Annotated in this window: 12 protein-coding genes, 2 tRNA genes and 1 pseudogene; 8 read left to right on the top strand and 7 right to left on the bottom strand. The window is 64.6% G+C overall.

What is annotated here, in order from left to right; genetic code table 11:
* Nucleotides 1–308 (bottom strand): annotated as a pseudogene (locus tag ON32_RS27590) (hypothetical protein); the annotation flags it as partial.
* Between the two features lie 685 nt (nucleotides 309–993).
* Here ON32_RS27590 and ON32_RS05755 point away from each other — a divergent pair.
* Nucleotides 994–3,033, top strand: coding sequence for an NADPH-dependent 2,4-dienoyl-CoA reductase (locus tag ON32_RS05755; protein ID WP_040789330.1), 2,040 nt, complete (start codon nucleotides 994–996; stop codon nucleotides 3,031–3,033).
* Nucleotides 3,034–3,284: 251 nt separating this feature from the next.
* Here ON32_RS05755 and ON32_RS05760 read toward each other — a convergent pair.
* Nucleotides 3,285–3,360: transfer RNA gene (locus ON32_RS05760), tRNA-Lys, on the bottom strand.
* A 403-nt stretch (nucleotides 3,361–3,763) separates the two neighbouring features.
* On the opposite strand from ON32_RS05760, the gene ON32_RS05765 reads away from it, so the two are divergent.
* Entirely contained in the window at nucleotides 3,764–4,900 is a 1,137-nt protein-coding gene (locus ON32_RS05765; RefSeq protein ID WP_040789361.1) for a L,D-transpeptidase, read from the top strand.
* 68 nt (nucleotides 4,901–4,968) lie between these two features.
* Here ON32_RS05765 and ON32_RS26880 read toward each other — a convergent pair whose 3' ends face one another.
* The 4 genes from ON32_RS26880 to cmrA all read right to left on the bottom strand — a co-directional run bounded on the left by ON32_RS26880 (nucleotide 4,969) and on the right by cmrA (nucleotide 9,306).
* Complete coding sequence (locus ON32_RS26880; protein ID WP_157224088.1) at nucleotides 4,969–6,984, bottom strand: hypothetical protein; 2,016 nt, start codon at nucleotides 6,982–6,984, stop codon at nucleotides 4,969–4,971.
* A 588-nt stretch (nucleotides 6,985–7,572) separates the two neighbouring features.
* A tRNA-His gene (locus tag ON32_RS05775) sits at nucleotides 7,573–7,648 on the bottom strand.
* A 55-nt stretch (nucleotides 7,649–7,703) separates the two neighbouring features.
* Nucleotides 7,704–8,354 carry an oligoribonuclease gene (gene orn / locus ON32_RS05780; RefSeq protein ID WP_040789333.1) on the bottom strand — a complete coding sequence of 217 codons (651 nt, stop codon included), beginning with the start codon at nucleotides 8,352–8,354 and terminating at the stop codon, nucleotides 7,704–7,706.
* Nucleotides 8,355–8,499: 145 nt separating this feature from the next.
* A complete protein-coding gene (gene cmrA, locus ON32_RS05785; protein WP_040789335.1) occupies nucleotides 8,500–9,306 on the bottom strand; it encodes a mycolate reductase in 807 nt (268 codons plus the stop codon).
* 134 nt (nucleotides 9,307–9,440) lie between these two features.
* Here cmrA and ON32_RS05790 point away from each other — a divergent pair, with 134 nt between their 5' ends.
* Nucleotides 9,441–10,784, top strand: coding sequence for an MFS transporter (locus tag ON32_RS05790; RefSeq protein WP_051132908.1), 1,344 nt, complete (start codon nucleotides 9,441–9,443; stop codon nucleotides 10,782–10,784).
* A 21-nt stretch (nucleotides 10,785–10,805) separates the two neighbouring features.
* Here the strand turns inward: ON32_RS05790 and ON32_RS05795 are convergent, their stop codons facing one another.
* Entirely contained in the window at nucleotides 10,806–11,414 is a 609-nt protein-coding gene (locus ON32_RS05795) for a TetR family transcriptional regulator (RefSeq protein WP_040789367.1), read from the bottom strand.
* 196 nt (nucleotides 11,415–11,610) lie between these two features.
* On the opposite strand from ON32_RS05795, the gene ON32_RS05800 reads away from it, so the two are divergent.
* From ON32_RS05800 to ON32_RS05820, 5 genes are all read left to right on the top strand, one after another.
* On the top strand, nucleotides 11,611–12,669 hold the full coding sequence (locus tag ON32_RS05800; RefSeq protein WP_040789337.1) for a ferredoxin reductase: 1,059 nt from the start codon (nucleotides 11,611–11,613) through the stop codon (nucleotides 12,667–12,669).
* 21 nt (nucleotides 12,670–12,690) lie between these two features.
* Nucleotides 12,691–13,878: a fatty acid desaturase family protein gene (locus ON32_RS05805; RefSeq protein ID WP_040789339.1), complete on the top strand. Its 1,188-nt coding sequence runs from the start codon at nucleotides 12,691–12,693 to the stop codon at nucleotides 13,876–13,878.
* Nucleotides 13,875–14,240: a hypothetical protein gene (locus tag ON32_RS05810; RefSeq protein WP_040789341.1), complete on the top strand. Its 366-nt coding sequence runs from the start codon at nucleotides 13,875–13,877 to the stop codon at nucleotides 14,238–14,240. Before ON32_RS05805 ends, ON32_RS05810 begins: the two co-directional genes overlap by 4 nt.
* A 40-nt stretch (nucleotides 14,241–14,280) precedes the next feature.
* Entirely contained in the window at nucleotides 14,281–14,601 is a 321-nt protein-coding gene (locus ON32_RS05815; protein ID WP_040789342.1) for a hypothetical protein, read from the top strand.
* 105 nt (nucleotides 14,602–14,706) lie between these two features.
* Nucleotides 14,707–15,771, top strand: coding sequence for a mechanosensitive ion channel family protein (locus ON32_RS05820; RefSeq protein WP_245550826.1), 1,065 nt, complete (start codon nucleotides 14,707–14,709; stop codon nucleotides 15,769–15,771).
* Nucleotides 15,772–15,894 lie beyond the last annotated feature (123 nt).

Genomic DNA, 15,894 nt, shown 5'->3' on the forward strand with positions numbered 1-15,894 from the left:
GCAGCGGCGATCGGCTCGACCGCCGGAGCCGGTGCGGGCGCCGGGGCGGCCTCGGGGGCCGGTGCGGGCGCCGGGGCGGCCTCGGCCACCTGCTCGGCGGCCGGAGCGGCCTGCTCCTCGGCCACCATGGCGATACGGCTGGGCGCAACGTCGTTGTCGGCGACGGATACGGCCGAGGAAGCGGTCACGGCGACCAGTCCGGCCGCGGCCATGGCAACGGCGAAGGTCTCCCGGCGGGAGCGGCCACGCAGGGCGGCGATACCGGAGACAGCGCGGGTACGGGCGATGCGGAAACGGTGGTCAGGCATGTCGAATTCGGTTCCTCGTGTTGGTCTCGGTTCGATCCGGTCGTAATCGGGCAGCACGGATCCACGGCGGCGGGCCTTACGGGCCCACGGCCGGAACATGGCTGTGCTGTTGTCGGGTTTTGTTGTGTGGGAACGATCCGGTTCCCGGAGACGACGTGCTGTGCCGCGGTGCCGGAACTGGGGGTCCCGGGCCGCCACGCCGGCGAGCTCCATATCGATGGAGTTGTCGGGTGGAAGTAGGGTTGTCGCCGGACTGCTATCGGTCCTTGCGTTGCCGCACTCGAGTTTTTTCCAACTTCTCGCTCACGACTTCGCCGGCCAACCAAACCTCGGGTCTCTTTGATGACCTGATTGCAGAATGGTCACGTATGGTTAACAGGGGGTGAACGAATTCTGAACTACAGGTGCGATAGATCTTGAAATGGCAAGGTTGCCGGGTGAAACCCGGGAGCGACCTGGGAATTTGCTTTTAAACATTCAGTGACCCAGATCACATAACTTTTCCGGTCGAGTCGCGATTTTGTCCGTTCCGTGATGGTGTCGTGACCCAAAAGTGGGTATGCGCGCGTGAACCGTAACCTTCCGGACTGCCGTCCGGTTGTCCCGCTATCACGCGCTGCCTATTCTGACGCCGAGACGGTCCGCGCGGCCTTGGCCACGGACTTCGGACGAAAGTGGGTCCACCGTGAGCTCGACGACGAGTTTCCCGCACCTGTTCGCCCCGCTCGACCTCGGTCACACCACCCTGCGTAATCGGGTGGTGATGGGGTCGATGCACACCGGTCTGGAAGACCGGGCCTGGCACACCAACCGGTTGGCCGCCTATTTCGCCGAACGCGCCCGCGGTGGCGTCGGGCTCATCATCACCGGAGGTTATGCGCCCAACCGCACCGGATGGCTCACCCCGTTCGGAGCCAAGCTGACCAACCGAACCGAGGCATACCGGCACCGACGCATCACTCGTGCGGTGCACCAGGAGGGCGGCAAGATCGCGCTCCAGATCCTGCACGCCGGGCGCTACGCCTATATCCCCGGCAGCGTTTCGGCCTCGGCCGTCAAAGCGCCCATCAACCCGTTCCGGCCGCGGGCGCTGTCCGCCGCAGGCGTGCGCGCGACGATCGACGACTATGCGCGCTGCGCCGAACTGGCCCGGCTCGCCGGTTACGACGGTGTCGAGATCATGGGCGGTGAGGGCTATCTCATCAACCAGTTCCTCGCCCCGCGCACCAACCGGCGCACCGATGAATGGGGTGGTTCACCGGAGAACCGACGCCGGTTCGCGGTGGAGATCGCCCGTCGGGTTCGGGCCGCGGTCGGCGCCGATTTCATCCTCGTGTTCCGACTGTCCATGGCCGAGCTGGTCGCCGACGGCCAGACCTTCGCCGAGATCGTGGCCCTGGCCGAAGAACTACAGGCGGCGGGGGTCGATATTCTCAACACCGATATCGGCTGGCACGAGGCCCGGGTGCCGACCATCGTCACCTCGGTACCGCGTGCGGCCTTCGTGGAATTCACCGCCAAGATCAGCGCGCGGGTGGATATCCCGGTCTGTGCGTCCAACCGGATCAATATGCCGGAAGTCGCCGAGGAGATCCTGGCGCGCGGCGATGCCCGGCTGGTCTCCATGGCCCGCCCCCTGCTGGCCGATCCCGAATGGGTGACCAAGGCCGCGCACAACCGTGTGGACGAGATCAACACCTGTATCGCCTGCAATCAGGCCTGCCTGGACCATGCCTTCCGCTACAAAACGGTGTCCTGTCTGCTCAATCCCCGGGCGGGTCGGGAAACCGAACTACAACTGCTGCCGACCCGACGCGTCAAACACATCGCGGTGGTCGGCGCCGGTCCGGCCGGGCTGGCCGCGGCGATAAATCTCGCCGACCGTGGCCATCGGGTGGAGCTGTTCGAGGCTGCCGACCGGATCGGTGGCCAATTCGACCTGGCGCGGCGGATCCCCGGTAAGGAGGAGTTCGACGAATCCATCCGGTATTTCTCCCGCAGGCTCGAGCGCACCGGCGTGCGGTTGAAGCTGAACACCCGGGTCACCGCCCCCGATCTGATCGACGGCGGATACGACGAGATAGTGCTCGCCACCGGGGTGCGACCGCGGATACCCGATATACCGGGTATCGATCACCCCATGGTGCTGTCCTACGCCGAGGTGGTGCGCGGGGAGAAACCGGTCGGTAAACGGGTGGCGGTGATCGGGGCGGGCGGTATCGGTTTCGATGTCATCGAATATCTCACCGTCGAGGGCCGGCCCACCCTCGATCTGCGAGAGTGGCGGCGGGAATGGGGGGTCGACGTCGACGACGAGCACTCGCGCGGTCAACTGAACGAACCGCGGCCCGCGCCGGCGATCCGGGAGGTGGTGCTGTTACAGCGCAAGACCACCCCGTTCGGTCAGGGGCTCGGCAAGACCACAGGTTGGGTGCACCGGGCGGCGGTTCGGGCCAAGGGAGTCGAGCAGATCGGCGGGGTGAACTACGAACGTATCGATGACGACGGCCTGCACATCAGCTTCGGTCCCGAGCGGCAACGCGGCCGGGTGATCCCGGTGGACAACATCGTCGTGTGCGCGGGGCAGGAATCGGTTCGCGACCTGTTCGACGAGTTGCACGCCGCCGGCCTGCGCCCCCATGTGATCGGTGGCGCCGAGCTGGCCGCCGAACTCGACGCCAAACGTGCCATCGAGCAGGGCACCCGCTTGGCCGCGCGGCTGTGACGAGATTTTCGGGCCGGTGGTGTCAGGCGCTTTTTCGGAGGCTGCAACAGGTCGGTATCGACTCATGGGCGAGATCATCTCGCTGGTATCCGCTGTAACAGGTCGGAAGTAATCTCGGTGCGGTAAGAGGTGATTTCGATCACGGCGCACCCCGTGCGCCCCGAGTTGAGTGGCGGAACTTCTCGTCGAGGGCTTCCGGCCGGGAATCCCGCCTCCGGTATGGTCCGGGAGATCGGGAGGGAGAGGTCTCATGGTGCGCCATCAGGGACTCGAACCCCGAACCCGCTGATTAAGAGTCAGCTGCTCTGCCAATTGAGCTAATGGCGCTTGCCCCGTTATGCGGTGCGGGACAGACATTAACAGGCCGAGGGCGCAGAAGTGAAATCGATATCCGAACAGGGGTGTGAGCAGGGCTGGAAACGACACCGGAATGTAACGGCGTGAGGTTCGGACGGGATCAAACCGTACGAGCCCGCAACAGTCGACAACGTCCATGTTTCACATTGGGATCGACTTGGTGTGGCCGGCACAATGACTCACGTGGTCTCGACCGATCCCGCCGATGCGGTGGGTCGAGCGCGTCAGTAATCAATCGGTCGGATCCGAAGCCGTGGTGCGGGCTGGTCGCACTGGGACTTGAAACGGGGTTTTAGACATGCATAGTGGTCGTCGTCGAGGCGGATCGCTCAGACGGTGCAGTGTGCCGTTGATCTTTCTCGCATTTCTCGCAATGGTGCTATCGGCGTGTTCTTCATCACAATCATCCGATGCGTCGGTGCCCATCGATCGAAACCCCTTCACCGAACTGATCAAGCCCAAGCTGCTCGCTCCGATGAAGGATGGTGCGGTCGGTGTATCGCCGGTCGCACCGATCACCTTCACCGTGGAGGACGGCAGGTTCTCCGAGGTGCGCTTGGTGAATCCGGAGGGTGGGGTGGTCAATGGCACGATGGCCGCCGACGGCCGCACCTGGGCCACCACCGAACCTCTCGGCTACGGCACCACCTACCAGCTGGAGGCGAAGGCGCTCGGGCTCGGGGGATCCGTCACCAGCACTATGAAATTCACCACAACCGTTCCGGACAACAAGACCAAGCCCTATCTGACCCCGGGCGAAGGCGAAGTGGTCGGTATCGGGCAACCGGTGGCGGTTCAGTTCGATGAGAACATCCCGGACCGCAAGGCCGCCCAGGACGCGATCACCATCACCACCGACCCACCGGTGGAGGGCGCGTTCTACTGGGTGAACAACCGGGAGGTCCGGTGGCGGCCCGAACATTTCTGGGCGCCGGGCACCCGGGTGAACATCGACGTGAATGTCTACGGCCGGGATCTCGGTGACGGCCTCTACGGCCAAGAGGACATACACTCGCATTTCATCATCGGTGACGCGGTGATCTTCACCGCCGACGACAACACCAAACAGGTGGTGGTGGAACGCAACGGTCAGGTCATCCGGACCATGCCCACGTCCATGGGCAAGGACTCCACCCCCACGCCCAACGGCGTCTACATCCTCGCCGACAAGCACGAACACATCGTCATGGACTCCTCGACCTACGGGGTCGCGGTGGACTCGCCGGCCGGTTACCGCACCGATGTCGACTATGCGACACGGATGTCCTACAGCGGTATCTTCTTCCACTCGGCGCCCTGGTCGCTGGCCGCCCAGGGCAATACGAACACCAGCCACGGCTGTCTGAACTTGAGCCCCGAGGACGCCCTATGGGTGCTTCAGACTGCCAAACGCGGGGATATCGCGATCGTGAAGAACACCATCGGCGGCACTCTGTCGGGTACGGACGGTCTCGGCGACTGGAATATCCCGTGGCCGGAATGGAAGGCCGGTAACGCCGATATCGGCTGACCGGCGCGAGGAAAACAGGACTATACGAACGGAAGGCCCGGCGCTTTGGCGCCGGGCCTTCCGCACGTCTATGCCGGGGGAGGGGGATCTTCGGCCTTCTCGGGCGGGGCCGTCCTGGGCGGCAAGATCGGACCGAGTAGATCGGTAGCGCGCTGTGCGGCGTCCTCGATGGTTGATGGTCTGTTGTCAGGAGCTTGCTCGGGCGCCGGGGGCTGTTCTTGTTCCGGCGCGGGTTCGGACCCCGATACGGAAGGCAGTCCGGGCTCCGGCCGATGCTCGGGCGCCGGTTTCGATTCGGGCTCGTCTTTGTCCTTTTTGTCTTTGTCTTTGTCGTCTTTGTCCGGAGCGTCCTCGGCATCCTTGGCAGCGGCGGCAGCGGTAGTGGCGGCCGCTGTTATTCCCATTGCAATCGTGGCAGCGACGGCGGTCATCGCTGCGCCGCCCGGATCTGCTCCTGTGCTAGGGCCATTGCCAGGGCCGAGGGCTGCTCCGGAATTGTCGTCCGGGGTGCTGTCCGAGCTGTTCCTTGGCTTGGGTGTGCCGTGGTTCTTGGGTGTGCCGTGGTTCTTGGGTGTGCCGTGGTTCTTGGGTGTGCCGTGGTTCTTGGGTGTGCCGTGGTCTTTGGGTGTGCCGTGGTCTTTGGGTGTGCCGTGGTCTTTGGGTGTGCCGTGGTCTTTGGGTGTGCCGTGGTTCTTGGGTGTGCCGTGGTTCTTGGGTGTGCCGTGGTCTTTGGGTGTGCCGTGGTCTTTGGGTGTGCCGTGGTTCTTGGGTGTGCCGTGGTTCTTGGGTGTGCCGTGGTCTTTGGGTGTGCCGTGGTCTTTGGGTGTGCCGTGGTCTTTGGGTGTGCCGTGGTTCTCGGGAGTGCCGGGGGTTGTCGGTGTAGTAGGTGTGGACTCGGCCGGGGTTTCGGTCTCGGGGTTTTCGTTGTCGTCTCCGCCCAGACCGAAAGCCGCAAGACCTACGCCGGCAACCGCAGCGGCGCCGAGGGCGGCCTTGGTGCTGTCGCTCTTGTCCTTGGTGCTGTCGTCCTTGTCCTTGGTGCTGTCGCTCTTGTCCTTGGTGCTGTCGTCCTTGTCCTTGGTGCTGTCGCTCTTGTCCTTGGTGCTGTCGCTCTTGTCCTTGGTGCTGTCGTCCTTGTCCTTGGTGCTGTCGTCCTTGTCCTTGGTGCTGTCGTCCTTGTCCTTGGTGCTGTCGTCCTTGTCCTTGGTGCTGTCGTCCTTGTCCTTGGTGCTGTCGTCCTTGTCCTTGGTGCTGTCGTCCTTGTCCTTGGTGCTGTCGTCCTTGTCCTTGGTGCTGTCGTCCTTGTCCTTGGTGCTGTCGTCCTTGTCCTTGGTGCTGCCGGGTTCGGGGTGGTCGGGGTCCGGGGTGCGGGGTGGCCATACCTGGACGTCATTGGGGTCGGGAGAGCGTGGTTTGTCGTCCGTGGTGGGTTTGTTGTCTGTGGTGGGTGCGGGGTGGTCGGGGTCCGGGGTGCGGGGTGGCTGTACCGGCGCGTCGCGATGAGGGCGGTTGGTTTCTGGGGTGCTGTTGCGGATGGTGCTGTTGGGATCGGGGTTGCTGTTTTGGCGTGGCAGGTCGGCGCCGGCGTTGCGTTGGTCGTTGGTACTCGGGTAGGGGTGGCGGCCTGCGCGGGTGCCTTCGCCGGGGACGCTCGGACCGTTGTTTCCGGGGCTGTGTCCGTGGTCGGAAGGTGGACTGGTGCTATCCGAGGTGCGGGGAACGGGTCCGCCCGCCACCAGCTTGTCGGAGTGGGGATGGTTGGTGTTGGGGCTGCCGGTGCCAGTGCCGTGGGTATCGGGGTCAGGGACGCGAGAAGGCGCCAGAGAAACAGGTGGGAAGTCGGGATCGCCGGCGCGGTAGACAACGTTGTTGCCAAGGGAGCTGATTTCGTCCGGGGTCAAGCCCCATTCCTGGTACCAGTCCCATTCGCCCCTCCGCCGGCGCAGTTCTCGGTCCTCTTCTCGGATGAAATCCGCCCACTCCCGTCTGCCGTCCTGTGCGCGGTTGTGGGAGTTGACCACCAGGCGCAAAGGACTGGAGCTGTGATCCTTGGTGTTGCTTCTCAGATGCGTGCCTATTCGCATCACAACTTCCATCAATTTTTCTTTGAGCATCCTCAGGAATGCTGCTTCCCGCGACGGTGGCAATACTTCATCCTTACATCGGGGATCGCGACGGTCGACTGCACGGAGCCGCTGTTCTCTCTCGTCCGGCATGCCGCCGGACGTCCACTGAACTTGCGCCGGCGCCTTCCTCCAGGATGGGGTGCAACACCTGGTACCCGGCAGTAGGGGAATCCCTTGATCCACATGGGGTCGGTGCCCTACATCTCGGCGGTCACTGTTGCCTGCCGGATTCCGCTTCGGCAGGAGCCGGAGTCGCGAGCGCCGTGGGGTCGGAATCCCGTTCGGGCATTTGCTGTGATGTCGTAGCCCGGGAGGCCGGCGCGGCATATGAGGCTGTGGGGTCGTCGAAACCATTCCGCCGGCGCACGAGGTCAAGACCCACTTGTGTGGCCATGTGATCGAGTCGGCGGGTTGGGTGTTTTGCGCGATGGTCCCGAGCGAGGGGATCATGGCCGATACCCGGTGGAGGGTTACGTCGAGTACGCACGGCTTGTGAAAAGCCGGATAGGCCCTGACCGGAAGGAACCGGTCAGGGCCTATCTCATGTGGGGTGAGTGACGGGACTCGAACCCGCGACAGCCAGGATCACAACCTGGTGCTCTACCAACTGAACTACACTCACCATTGCCGGTGAAGAACCGGCGGGCTAGATACTAGCGTGTTTACCCCCTCCGAGCCTAATCGGTTTCCGGCGAGCCGTTGACCTGGGCCGATGGCAGGTTGACCTCCAGGGCGCCGACCTCGGCGGCGATTGCGGTGATCTCCGCCGTGGACGGGCCGGGCGGGGCGACGAAGGCGGTGCGTCGGTAGTAGATCAGTTCGCGGATGGACTCCTTGATATCGGCCAGCGCGCGGTGGGTGAGCCCCTTCTCCGGCTGCCCGAAGTAGATCCGCGGGTACCAGCGTCGGCACAGCTCCTTGATCGAGCTGACGTCGATCATCCGATAGTGCAGGTGTTCGTCCAACCGGGGCATGTCCCGGGCGATGAACCCGCGATCGGTGGCGATGGAATTACCGGCCAGCGGTACCGCTCCGGGGGTGGGCACGTACTGCCGGATGTAATCGAGGACCTGTTGTTCGGCTTCCTCGACGGTGACCGTGGACCGGCGGACCTCTTCGGTGAGCCCCGAGCGGGCATGCATCTCGGCCACTACGGATGGCATGGCGGCGAGCGCTTCGTCGTCGGCGTGGATGACGATATCGACGCCGTCACCCAGGACATTCAACTCGCTGTCGGTGACGAGGGCGGCCACCTCGATCAGCTTGTCGCTGTCCAGGCGCAGCCCGGTCATCTCGCAGTCCATCCACACCACGAGTTTGTCGCTCACTGGACACTCCGTAGCCCCGTGGTCACAGTCGACCGGTGCATTGGGTTGCGCTGTATCGCAAGCATGTAATTTGACACCACTAATTTGTCGGACACTTCCACTACCCTAGTCAGCCCTATGACTCTTTCGATTGATTAACGCCTGTCTACTGTCCACCGAGTTTCCGGTAGAACGCCCCCGCGATCGGGGCGGTCACGGCACGAGGACCGTACTGGCCGGCGACGCTCATCCCCTTGCCGATCAGCCCCGGCACGACTCGCATCTTGTTTCGTAGCAGCGCGTCGATCGATATCCTCGCGGTCTGCTCCGAGGAGACCCACATGAAGTCGGGGACCATCCGGTCGACGATCGACGCCTCGGCCGGGTCCGGGGTCTCGGTGCGTACCGGACCGGGGGCGAGCAGGGTGACGTGGACACCGGAGCTCTTCAGTTCTCCGCGCAGCGATTCGGCGAAGGTATTCGCGAAGGCCTTGCTCGCCGCGTAGGTGGTGTTGTTGGGGATGGCCATATTGCCCGCGGCGGAACCACTTATGAGGATGCCGCCGCCGCGGCGGGTCAGCATGCCCGGTAGGACGGCCAGGGTGAGGTCGTGGACGGCGACGGCATTGAGCTCCAACTGGGCTCGTTCGTAGGCGGGGTCGAGGTCGGCGACGGGGCCGAAGGTCGCGATACCGGCGTTGTTGCACAGGATCGCGATCTCACGTTCGGCCAGTTCCTCGACCAGCGGTGCGCGCTGCGCCCGGTCGGCCAGGTCGATGGCCCGGACCTCGGCGGCGATCCCGTGATCCCGGGTGAGTCGATGGCCGAGTCCCTCGAGCAGTTCCGCGCGCCGGGCGACGAGGATCAGCGAATAGCCGCGGCGGGCCAGTTCCTCGGCCAATGCGGTTCCGATTCCGGACGATGCGCCGGTGACCACGGCGCGGTTCTCAGCGGTTGCGGCTGGCACACTCACTCCGTCACCCTAATGCGTTCCACCGCGTGCGCTCCGATTGCCGAGGACGGCCCGGCGCGGGACTTGTCCCAGGGCGGTGCGTCACCGGATTCCTTCCGCCCGATCGGACGGCAGATTCGCGTTACGCTCATCCGATGAGCGAGGTGGACGCGCGCGCCATGGAACGGGAGCGGCGCGGGCAGGTGATCGCATGGGGGCTGTGGGACTGGGGATCGGCGGCCTTCAACGCCGTGGTCCTGACCTTCGTGTTCTCGGTGTATCTCACCGATACCGTCGGTGACGATCTACCGGGCGGAATATCGGCCGGTGCCTGGCTGGGGTGGGCGCTCGGTATCTCGGGTCTGGTCGTCGCGTTGACCGCCCCCGTGAGCGGCCAGTGGTTCGACGCGACCGCCAACCGCAAACGATCGCTGGGGGTGTTGACCGCGCTGTGCGTGGCCATGATGGCCGCGATGTTCTTCGTGCGGGACGACTACCACGATCTGTGGTTGGGGCTGTTGCTGCTGGCGCTCGCCTCGGCGTTCTTCGAACTGGCCGGTGTGCCCTACAACGCCATGCTGCGGCAGGTCTCCACCCCCGACACCGTGGGCCGGGTCTCCGGGTTCGGCTGGGCGATGGGCTATTTCGGCGGTATCGTCCTGCTGCTGATCTGCTACTTCGGGTTCATCTCCGGCGAGGGTGACACCCGTGGACTGCTCGGCATCCCCACCGACGAGGGACTGAACATCCGGTTGGTGGTCATGCTGGCCGCGGTGTGGTACGCGACCTTCGCCCTTCCGGTGTTGTTCGCGGTGCCCGAACTGGTGCGGCCGAACGCCGATCCGGGTGCTTCCACGGCCGGGTTCTTCGGTTCCTATCGGGTGCTGTGGCGGGATCTGCGTGAGTTGTGGGCGGTCGATCGAGGGGTCGTCGGTTTCCTGATGGCCAGCGCGGTGTTCCGGGACGGGTTGGCGGGGGTGTTCACCTTCGGCGCGGTGCTCGCGGTGCGGGTCTACGGTCTCGACAACAGCGATGTACTGCTGTTCGGCATCGCCGCCAATGTCGTCGCGGCGTTGGGGGCGGTGGTGGCCGGTCGCTTCGATGATCGGAGTGGGCCGAAACGGGTGATCGTGGTGTCTCTGGCCGCCATGGTGGGCTGCGGGGTCGTGTTGTTGACGGTGTCCGGGCCGGTCATGTTCTGGCTCTTCGGGCTGTTGCTCACGCTGTTCGTCGGGCCGGCGCAGGCATCGGCGCGGTCGTATCTGGCGCGGTCGGCGCCGCCGGGACGGGAGGGGCAGCTGTTCGGTCTCTACACCACCACCGGTCGAGCGGTGTCGTTCCTGTCACCGCTGCTGTTCGGGGTGTTCGTCTGGATGTTCGCCGCCGACCGGGCGGGGATCGTCGGGCTGTTGGTCGTGTTGGGGGCCGGTCTGCTGGCGCTGTTGGCGGTTCCCACGCCGAAGAAGTGGGCGCATACGTCCGAGGCGTCGGGCGCCTGAGCGGCGGGCGCGGGCCTCGACTCAGGGCCGCCAGGCGCCCATCCCCAGGGCGATGAGCCGAACCTGTTGGATGGTGCGGTCGATGATCGGGCGCTCTTCGCGCGGGGGTGCGGACACATAGTCGGCGATACCGTCGGTCACGGTGTTCACGATCAGGTCGGCGGCCACCTCGAGGTCGTGTGGCGACCAGGCGTCGAGCGCGGGGATCCGGGACAGGTCCACCACGAGTTCCCGCACGATCAACTGCAATTCCAGGGCGATCGCCGCACGGAGGGTCGCCGAGCCGCCGCGTTGTTCCCGGATCAGGAAACCGAACAGTTCCCGTTTGGCGGATACCTCGCCGAAGACGAAGCGCACCGTTTCCGACAGTCGTGCGTCGGGGGTGCGGCGCAGTTGCCGCAGGGCCAGACGCAGTGCCTGAACTCCTTCGTCGACCAGTGTGGCGGCGAGATCGTCGAGCGAGGCGAAATGCCGATAGAACGCCGTCGGCACGATACCCGCCGAACGGGCGATCTCGCGCAGGCTGAGTGCACCGAAACCACGTTCGGCGGCCAGTGCCAGTGTGCCGTCCAGCAGGGCCTTTCGGGTGCGCTCCTTGCGCTCGCCTCGGGTTACCGCCTGCTCGCTCATCTCCGTGAGCATACATCCGTTCACCATTCGATCATCCTTCGACTGTTGCTCGTGTCACACCTATTCCTGGTTGACAGTCCCACTGGGGTGTCCGGCACACTAGTTGAGTGTACATACGTACACTGAATTGCGAACCGGCGTGCAGGCCATATGGCGTCCCACGCCGCGACCCACCGATACAGGCACGGAGAACCGAATGGTTGATCTCGTCAACCTGGTGCAGACCCTGACCAGTCCACATCCGCTCGACCGTTACCTCGAATTGGTGCGCCCGACGCTCACCGTGCGCCAGATGCGCGCCGAGCTCGTTCGGGTGGACCGCTCGGTGCCGGGAACGGTCTCGCTGACCCTGCGTCCGACCCGGCACTGGCGGGGCCTACGGGCCGGCCAATTCGTGCGGATCGGCGTGGTGGTCGACGGAGTGCGACACACCCGTTGCTATTCGCCCACGAACTCGGAACACGGCCGGGACCGGCGTATCGACCTGACGATCCGGACACACCCCCACGGTCTGGTCTCGCAATATCTGCACGACTACGCCGAACCGGGCATGGTGGTGGATCTCGAACCCGCCGACGGTGTCTTCCACCTGCCCCGGCCACGTCCGGAGAAAGTGCTGTTGATCAGCGGTGGCAGCGGTATCACCCCGGTGCTGTCGATGCTGCGCACTCTCGCCGACGAGAAACACACCGCGCCGGTGGTGTTCCTGCACTACGCGCGATCGCCGGAAATGGTGCCGCATCGCCGGGAACTGGAGCAGATCGCCGCCGCCCACCCGAATATCTCGGTGGAGTTGCGATATTCGCGACACGACGGCCGCCGCTTCGATCGCGACGAACTGATCCGGGTGGCGCCCTGGTTCGCCGAGGGACAGACCTATTTGTGCGGCCCGCCGCGATTGATGGACTCGGTACGCGCCGTTTTCGAGGCCGAACGACTGGCCGACCGGTTGCACACCGAGGAATTCACCTTCTCCGCCGCACCGGTGGACGCGGCCGAGGTGCATGGCGAAACGACCTTCAGCGCCAGCGGGGTCACCGCGGACAACACCGGAACGAGCCTGCTGGAACAGGCCGAACAGGCCGGTCTCACCCCGGAGTTCGGCTGCCGCATGGGGATTTGCTTCTCCTGTACCGCGGTGCGCCGGGCCGGCTGCACCCGAAACCTGCGCACCGGTGAACTCGAATCCGACCCCGACCAACCCATCCAACTCTGTATCCAGGCCGCCGTCGGCGACGTGGATATCGATATCTGACGTACGAAGAGGAGCCGAACGATGACCATCCTCACCGAGACCGAGGACGGACCACTGGTCCTCACCCCCGAGCAGATCGCCGAAATCGGCCGAACGCTCGACGAACTCCGTGATCGTGTGGTCGCCGATCTGGGACAGCGCGATCGCGATTACATCTATTCGATCATCAAGGCCCAACGGGGTTTCGAGGTCGCCGGGCGCGGTCTGCTGTACCTGGGGTTCCTCCCCCCGTTCTGGCTGGCCGGGGTAGCCGCGTTGGGGGTGTCGAAGATCCTCGACAATATGGAGATCGGCCACAATGTCATGCACGGCCAGTACGACTGGATGCGGGAACAGGGCCTGAACTCGCGGGTGTTCGAATGGGATACGGTCTGCCCCGCGGACCAGTGGAAGCATTCGCACAACTACGTGCACCACACCTTCACCAATATCCATGGCCGGGACCGGGATATCGGGTACGGCATTCTGCGCATCGACGAAGGGCAGAAATGGAATCCGTACTATCTCGGCAACCCGCTCTACGCCTTCCTGCTGATGGTGCTCTTCGAATGGGGCGTCATGCTGCACGACCTGGAGGCGGACAATATCGTCAAGGGCAAGCGCCGCTGGTCCGAGATCAAACCGCTGTTGAAAGGGCAGTGGCACAAGGCGAGTAGGCAGGTGCTCAAGGACTACGTGGTCTTTCCGCTGCTCAGCGGTCCATTGTTCTTCTCCACGCTGACCGCCAACATCAGCGCCAATCTGGTGCGCAATCTGTGGGCGTACTCGATCATCTTCTGCGGCCACTTCCCGTCCGGCGTACAGACGTTCACCGAGGAGGAAACCGAGAACGAGACCCGCGGCGAATGGTATGTGCGTCAGATGCTCGGTTCGGCGAACATCACCGGGGGCAGGCTCTTCCACATCATGTCCGGGAATCTGTCACACCAGATCGAGCACCATCTGTTCCCGGATCTGCCAGCCAATCGGTATCCGGAGATCGCCCCGGAGGTTCGGGCGCTGTGTGAGAAATACGGTCTGCCCTACAACACCGGTCCGCTGGGCAGGCAGATCGGATCGGTGTGGGCGAAGATCTTCCAACTCGCCCTTCCGCCGCGGCTGTTGGACTCTCGGGCGGCCCGGCTGCTGCCCTCCTTCCTGCGGAAACGGTCGGCGCCCGGTGTTATCGTGATGCGGCAGGGGAACAAGACCGAAGTGGGCGTGCGATGATCGGCAAGTTCGAGGCCAACAAGGATCTGATCCAGGAGCTCACAACCTCCGGCGCCCGGCGGATCGGCAATATCGCCGGCATCATCACCGGGACCGTGCAGGAGGTGACCCGGGAGATCGGTGAGTGGATCACCGACGCCATCGAGATGAACGAGGCCGCCGCCGCGGCCCGGCGCGACGCCGCCGCGGCCGAGCGGTCTCCCGACCTCGACGAGCGCCGTCCCGAGCCGGACAGCGGGCATGTGACCGAAGCGGTGTCACCATCGGCCGTCGAGTCGGAGCCGGTGGATGTCGAGGTGGTCGAGCCCGAGATCGACGACGACGGTCGAACCCGACACCGATGGTCCCGAACCGTGAGGTGAAACACACTCGGCAGGATGGCCATGGGATAGCCTCGGGGCCGTGCCCGCCTATGTCTCCTCGCCGGAATTGAGCTTCGGTTTCCTGTTCGCGCTGGAAGACCCCGAACGGATCGCGGGGGTGGTGCGCGACCTCATGGTCCGTAAAACCGTTTCGGTGTTTCGGCTGGCCCGGCTCTCCGATGATCTCGGGCCGCCGGAACGATATGTGGTGAACTGGGCGGCCATCCGGCAGATCGCCGTGACCACCCGCAGCCCCACCTCCGAGGAACTGCGTGCCGAGCGGGTGATGCTGGTCAACGCCTTCATCGGTGAGAACGGGGAGATCCGGCTGTACTCGGGTCACGGGGAGCCGCCGTCCTGATTCCGATCTCCTGATCCCGGGTTTCGAGTGAAACGCGGGTGTCCGTATGGTCTCGATCCAAGTCGTTATCGAACTGTAGCCTTGTGGACGAGCTATGGACGACCGATGGGCAAGGAGTTGGACGCCTTGGAGAATGTGCTACGCCCGCTCATCGTTCTCGGTGGCACGCCGGCGGCGACCATCGTGATCGGCTGGGCTATCGACCGCATGCTGCGCTACAGCGCACAGCGACATCCGACGAACAAGCTGCCCGGTCTGCTGCGGCGGGTTCGGTTGCCGTTGCAGATCCTGCTCGCCTGCGGTGGGCTGCACTACACCTACCCCCTGGCCCGACTCGATCTGCCCCAGGACGCGGTGATCCGCAATGTGCTGGGTGCGATGGCGATGATGTCGATGGTCTGGCTGACCATCCGGGTGGTCGATGCCGTGGCGGAGAACACCCTGAACCGCTATGCGAACCGCGGCGCCGATACCGCGCGGGTGCGACAGCTGAACACCCAGCTCACCCTGGTGCGTCGCATTGTCACCACCGTGCTGGCGGTCGCCACCGCCGCCGTCGCCATGGTGTTGCTGTTCCCCGGCCTGCGCACATTGGGGACCTCGCTGCTCGCCTCCGCCGGCATCATCGGCGTCATCGCCGGTGTGGCCGCCCAGTCCACGCTCGGCAACCTCATGGCCGGTCTCCAGATCGCTTTCGGCGACTCGGTGAAGATCGGCGACACGGTCGTGGTGGAGGGAGAGTACGGGGTGGTCGAGGAGATCACCCTGGCCTTCATCACCATCCGGATCTGGGACGACCGCAGGCTCACCATGCCGGTGTCGTATTTCAACAGCAAGCCGTACGAGAACTGGTCCAAGGGCGGTCCGCAACTCACCGGCACCGTCTATCTGTATCTGGACCACAGCGCCCCCGTGCCCGAACTACGCGAGCATCTGTACGAGTACCTACGGGGGCGGCCCGAATGGGACGGTCGCAGTTGGAACCTCCTGGTGACCGACAGCACCCCTTCGGGTATTCAGGTCCGGGCCTCGATGACCGGGCGCAATTCCGGCGATGTCTGGACATTGCGGTGCGCGGTGCGTGAGGAACTGATCTGCTGGCTGCGGCGTGAGTATCCCGAGGCCCTGCCGCGGGTGAATGCGATCGGGGTGCCCGTCACCACGTCCTAGCGTCCTTCGGGTGCCGTCCGATTTTCGGGTCGGTATCGCAACATGGCCCCGCTCATTTGTGTTGTGCGTCACAATAAATGGGCGGTTGGGTGGATCCACTCGACCGAAGCGGCACCATGAAGG

The organism is Nocardia paucivorans NBRC 100373 (assembly GCF_000308675.1).
GTDB lineage: Bacteria > Actinomycetota > Actinomycetes > Mycobacteriales > Mycobacteriaceae > Nocardia > Nocardia paucivorans.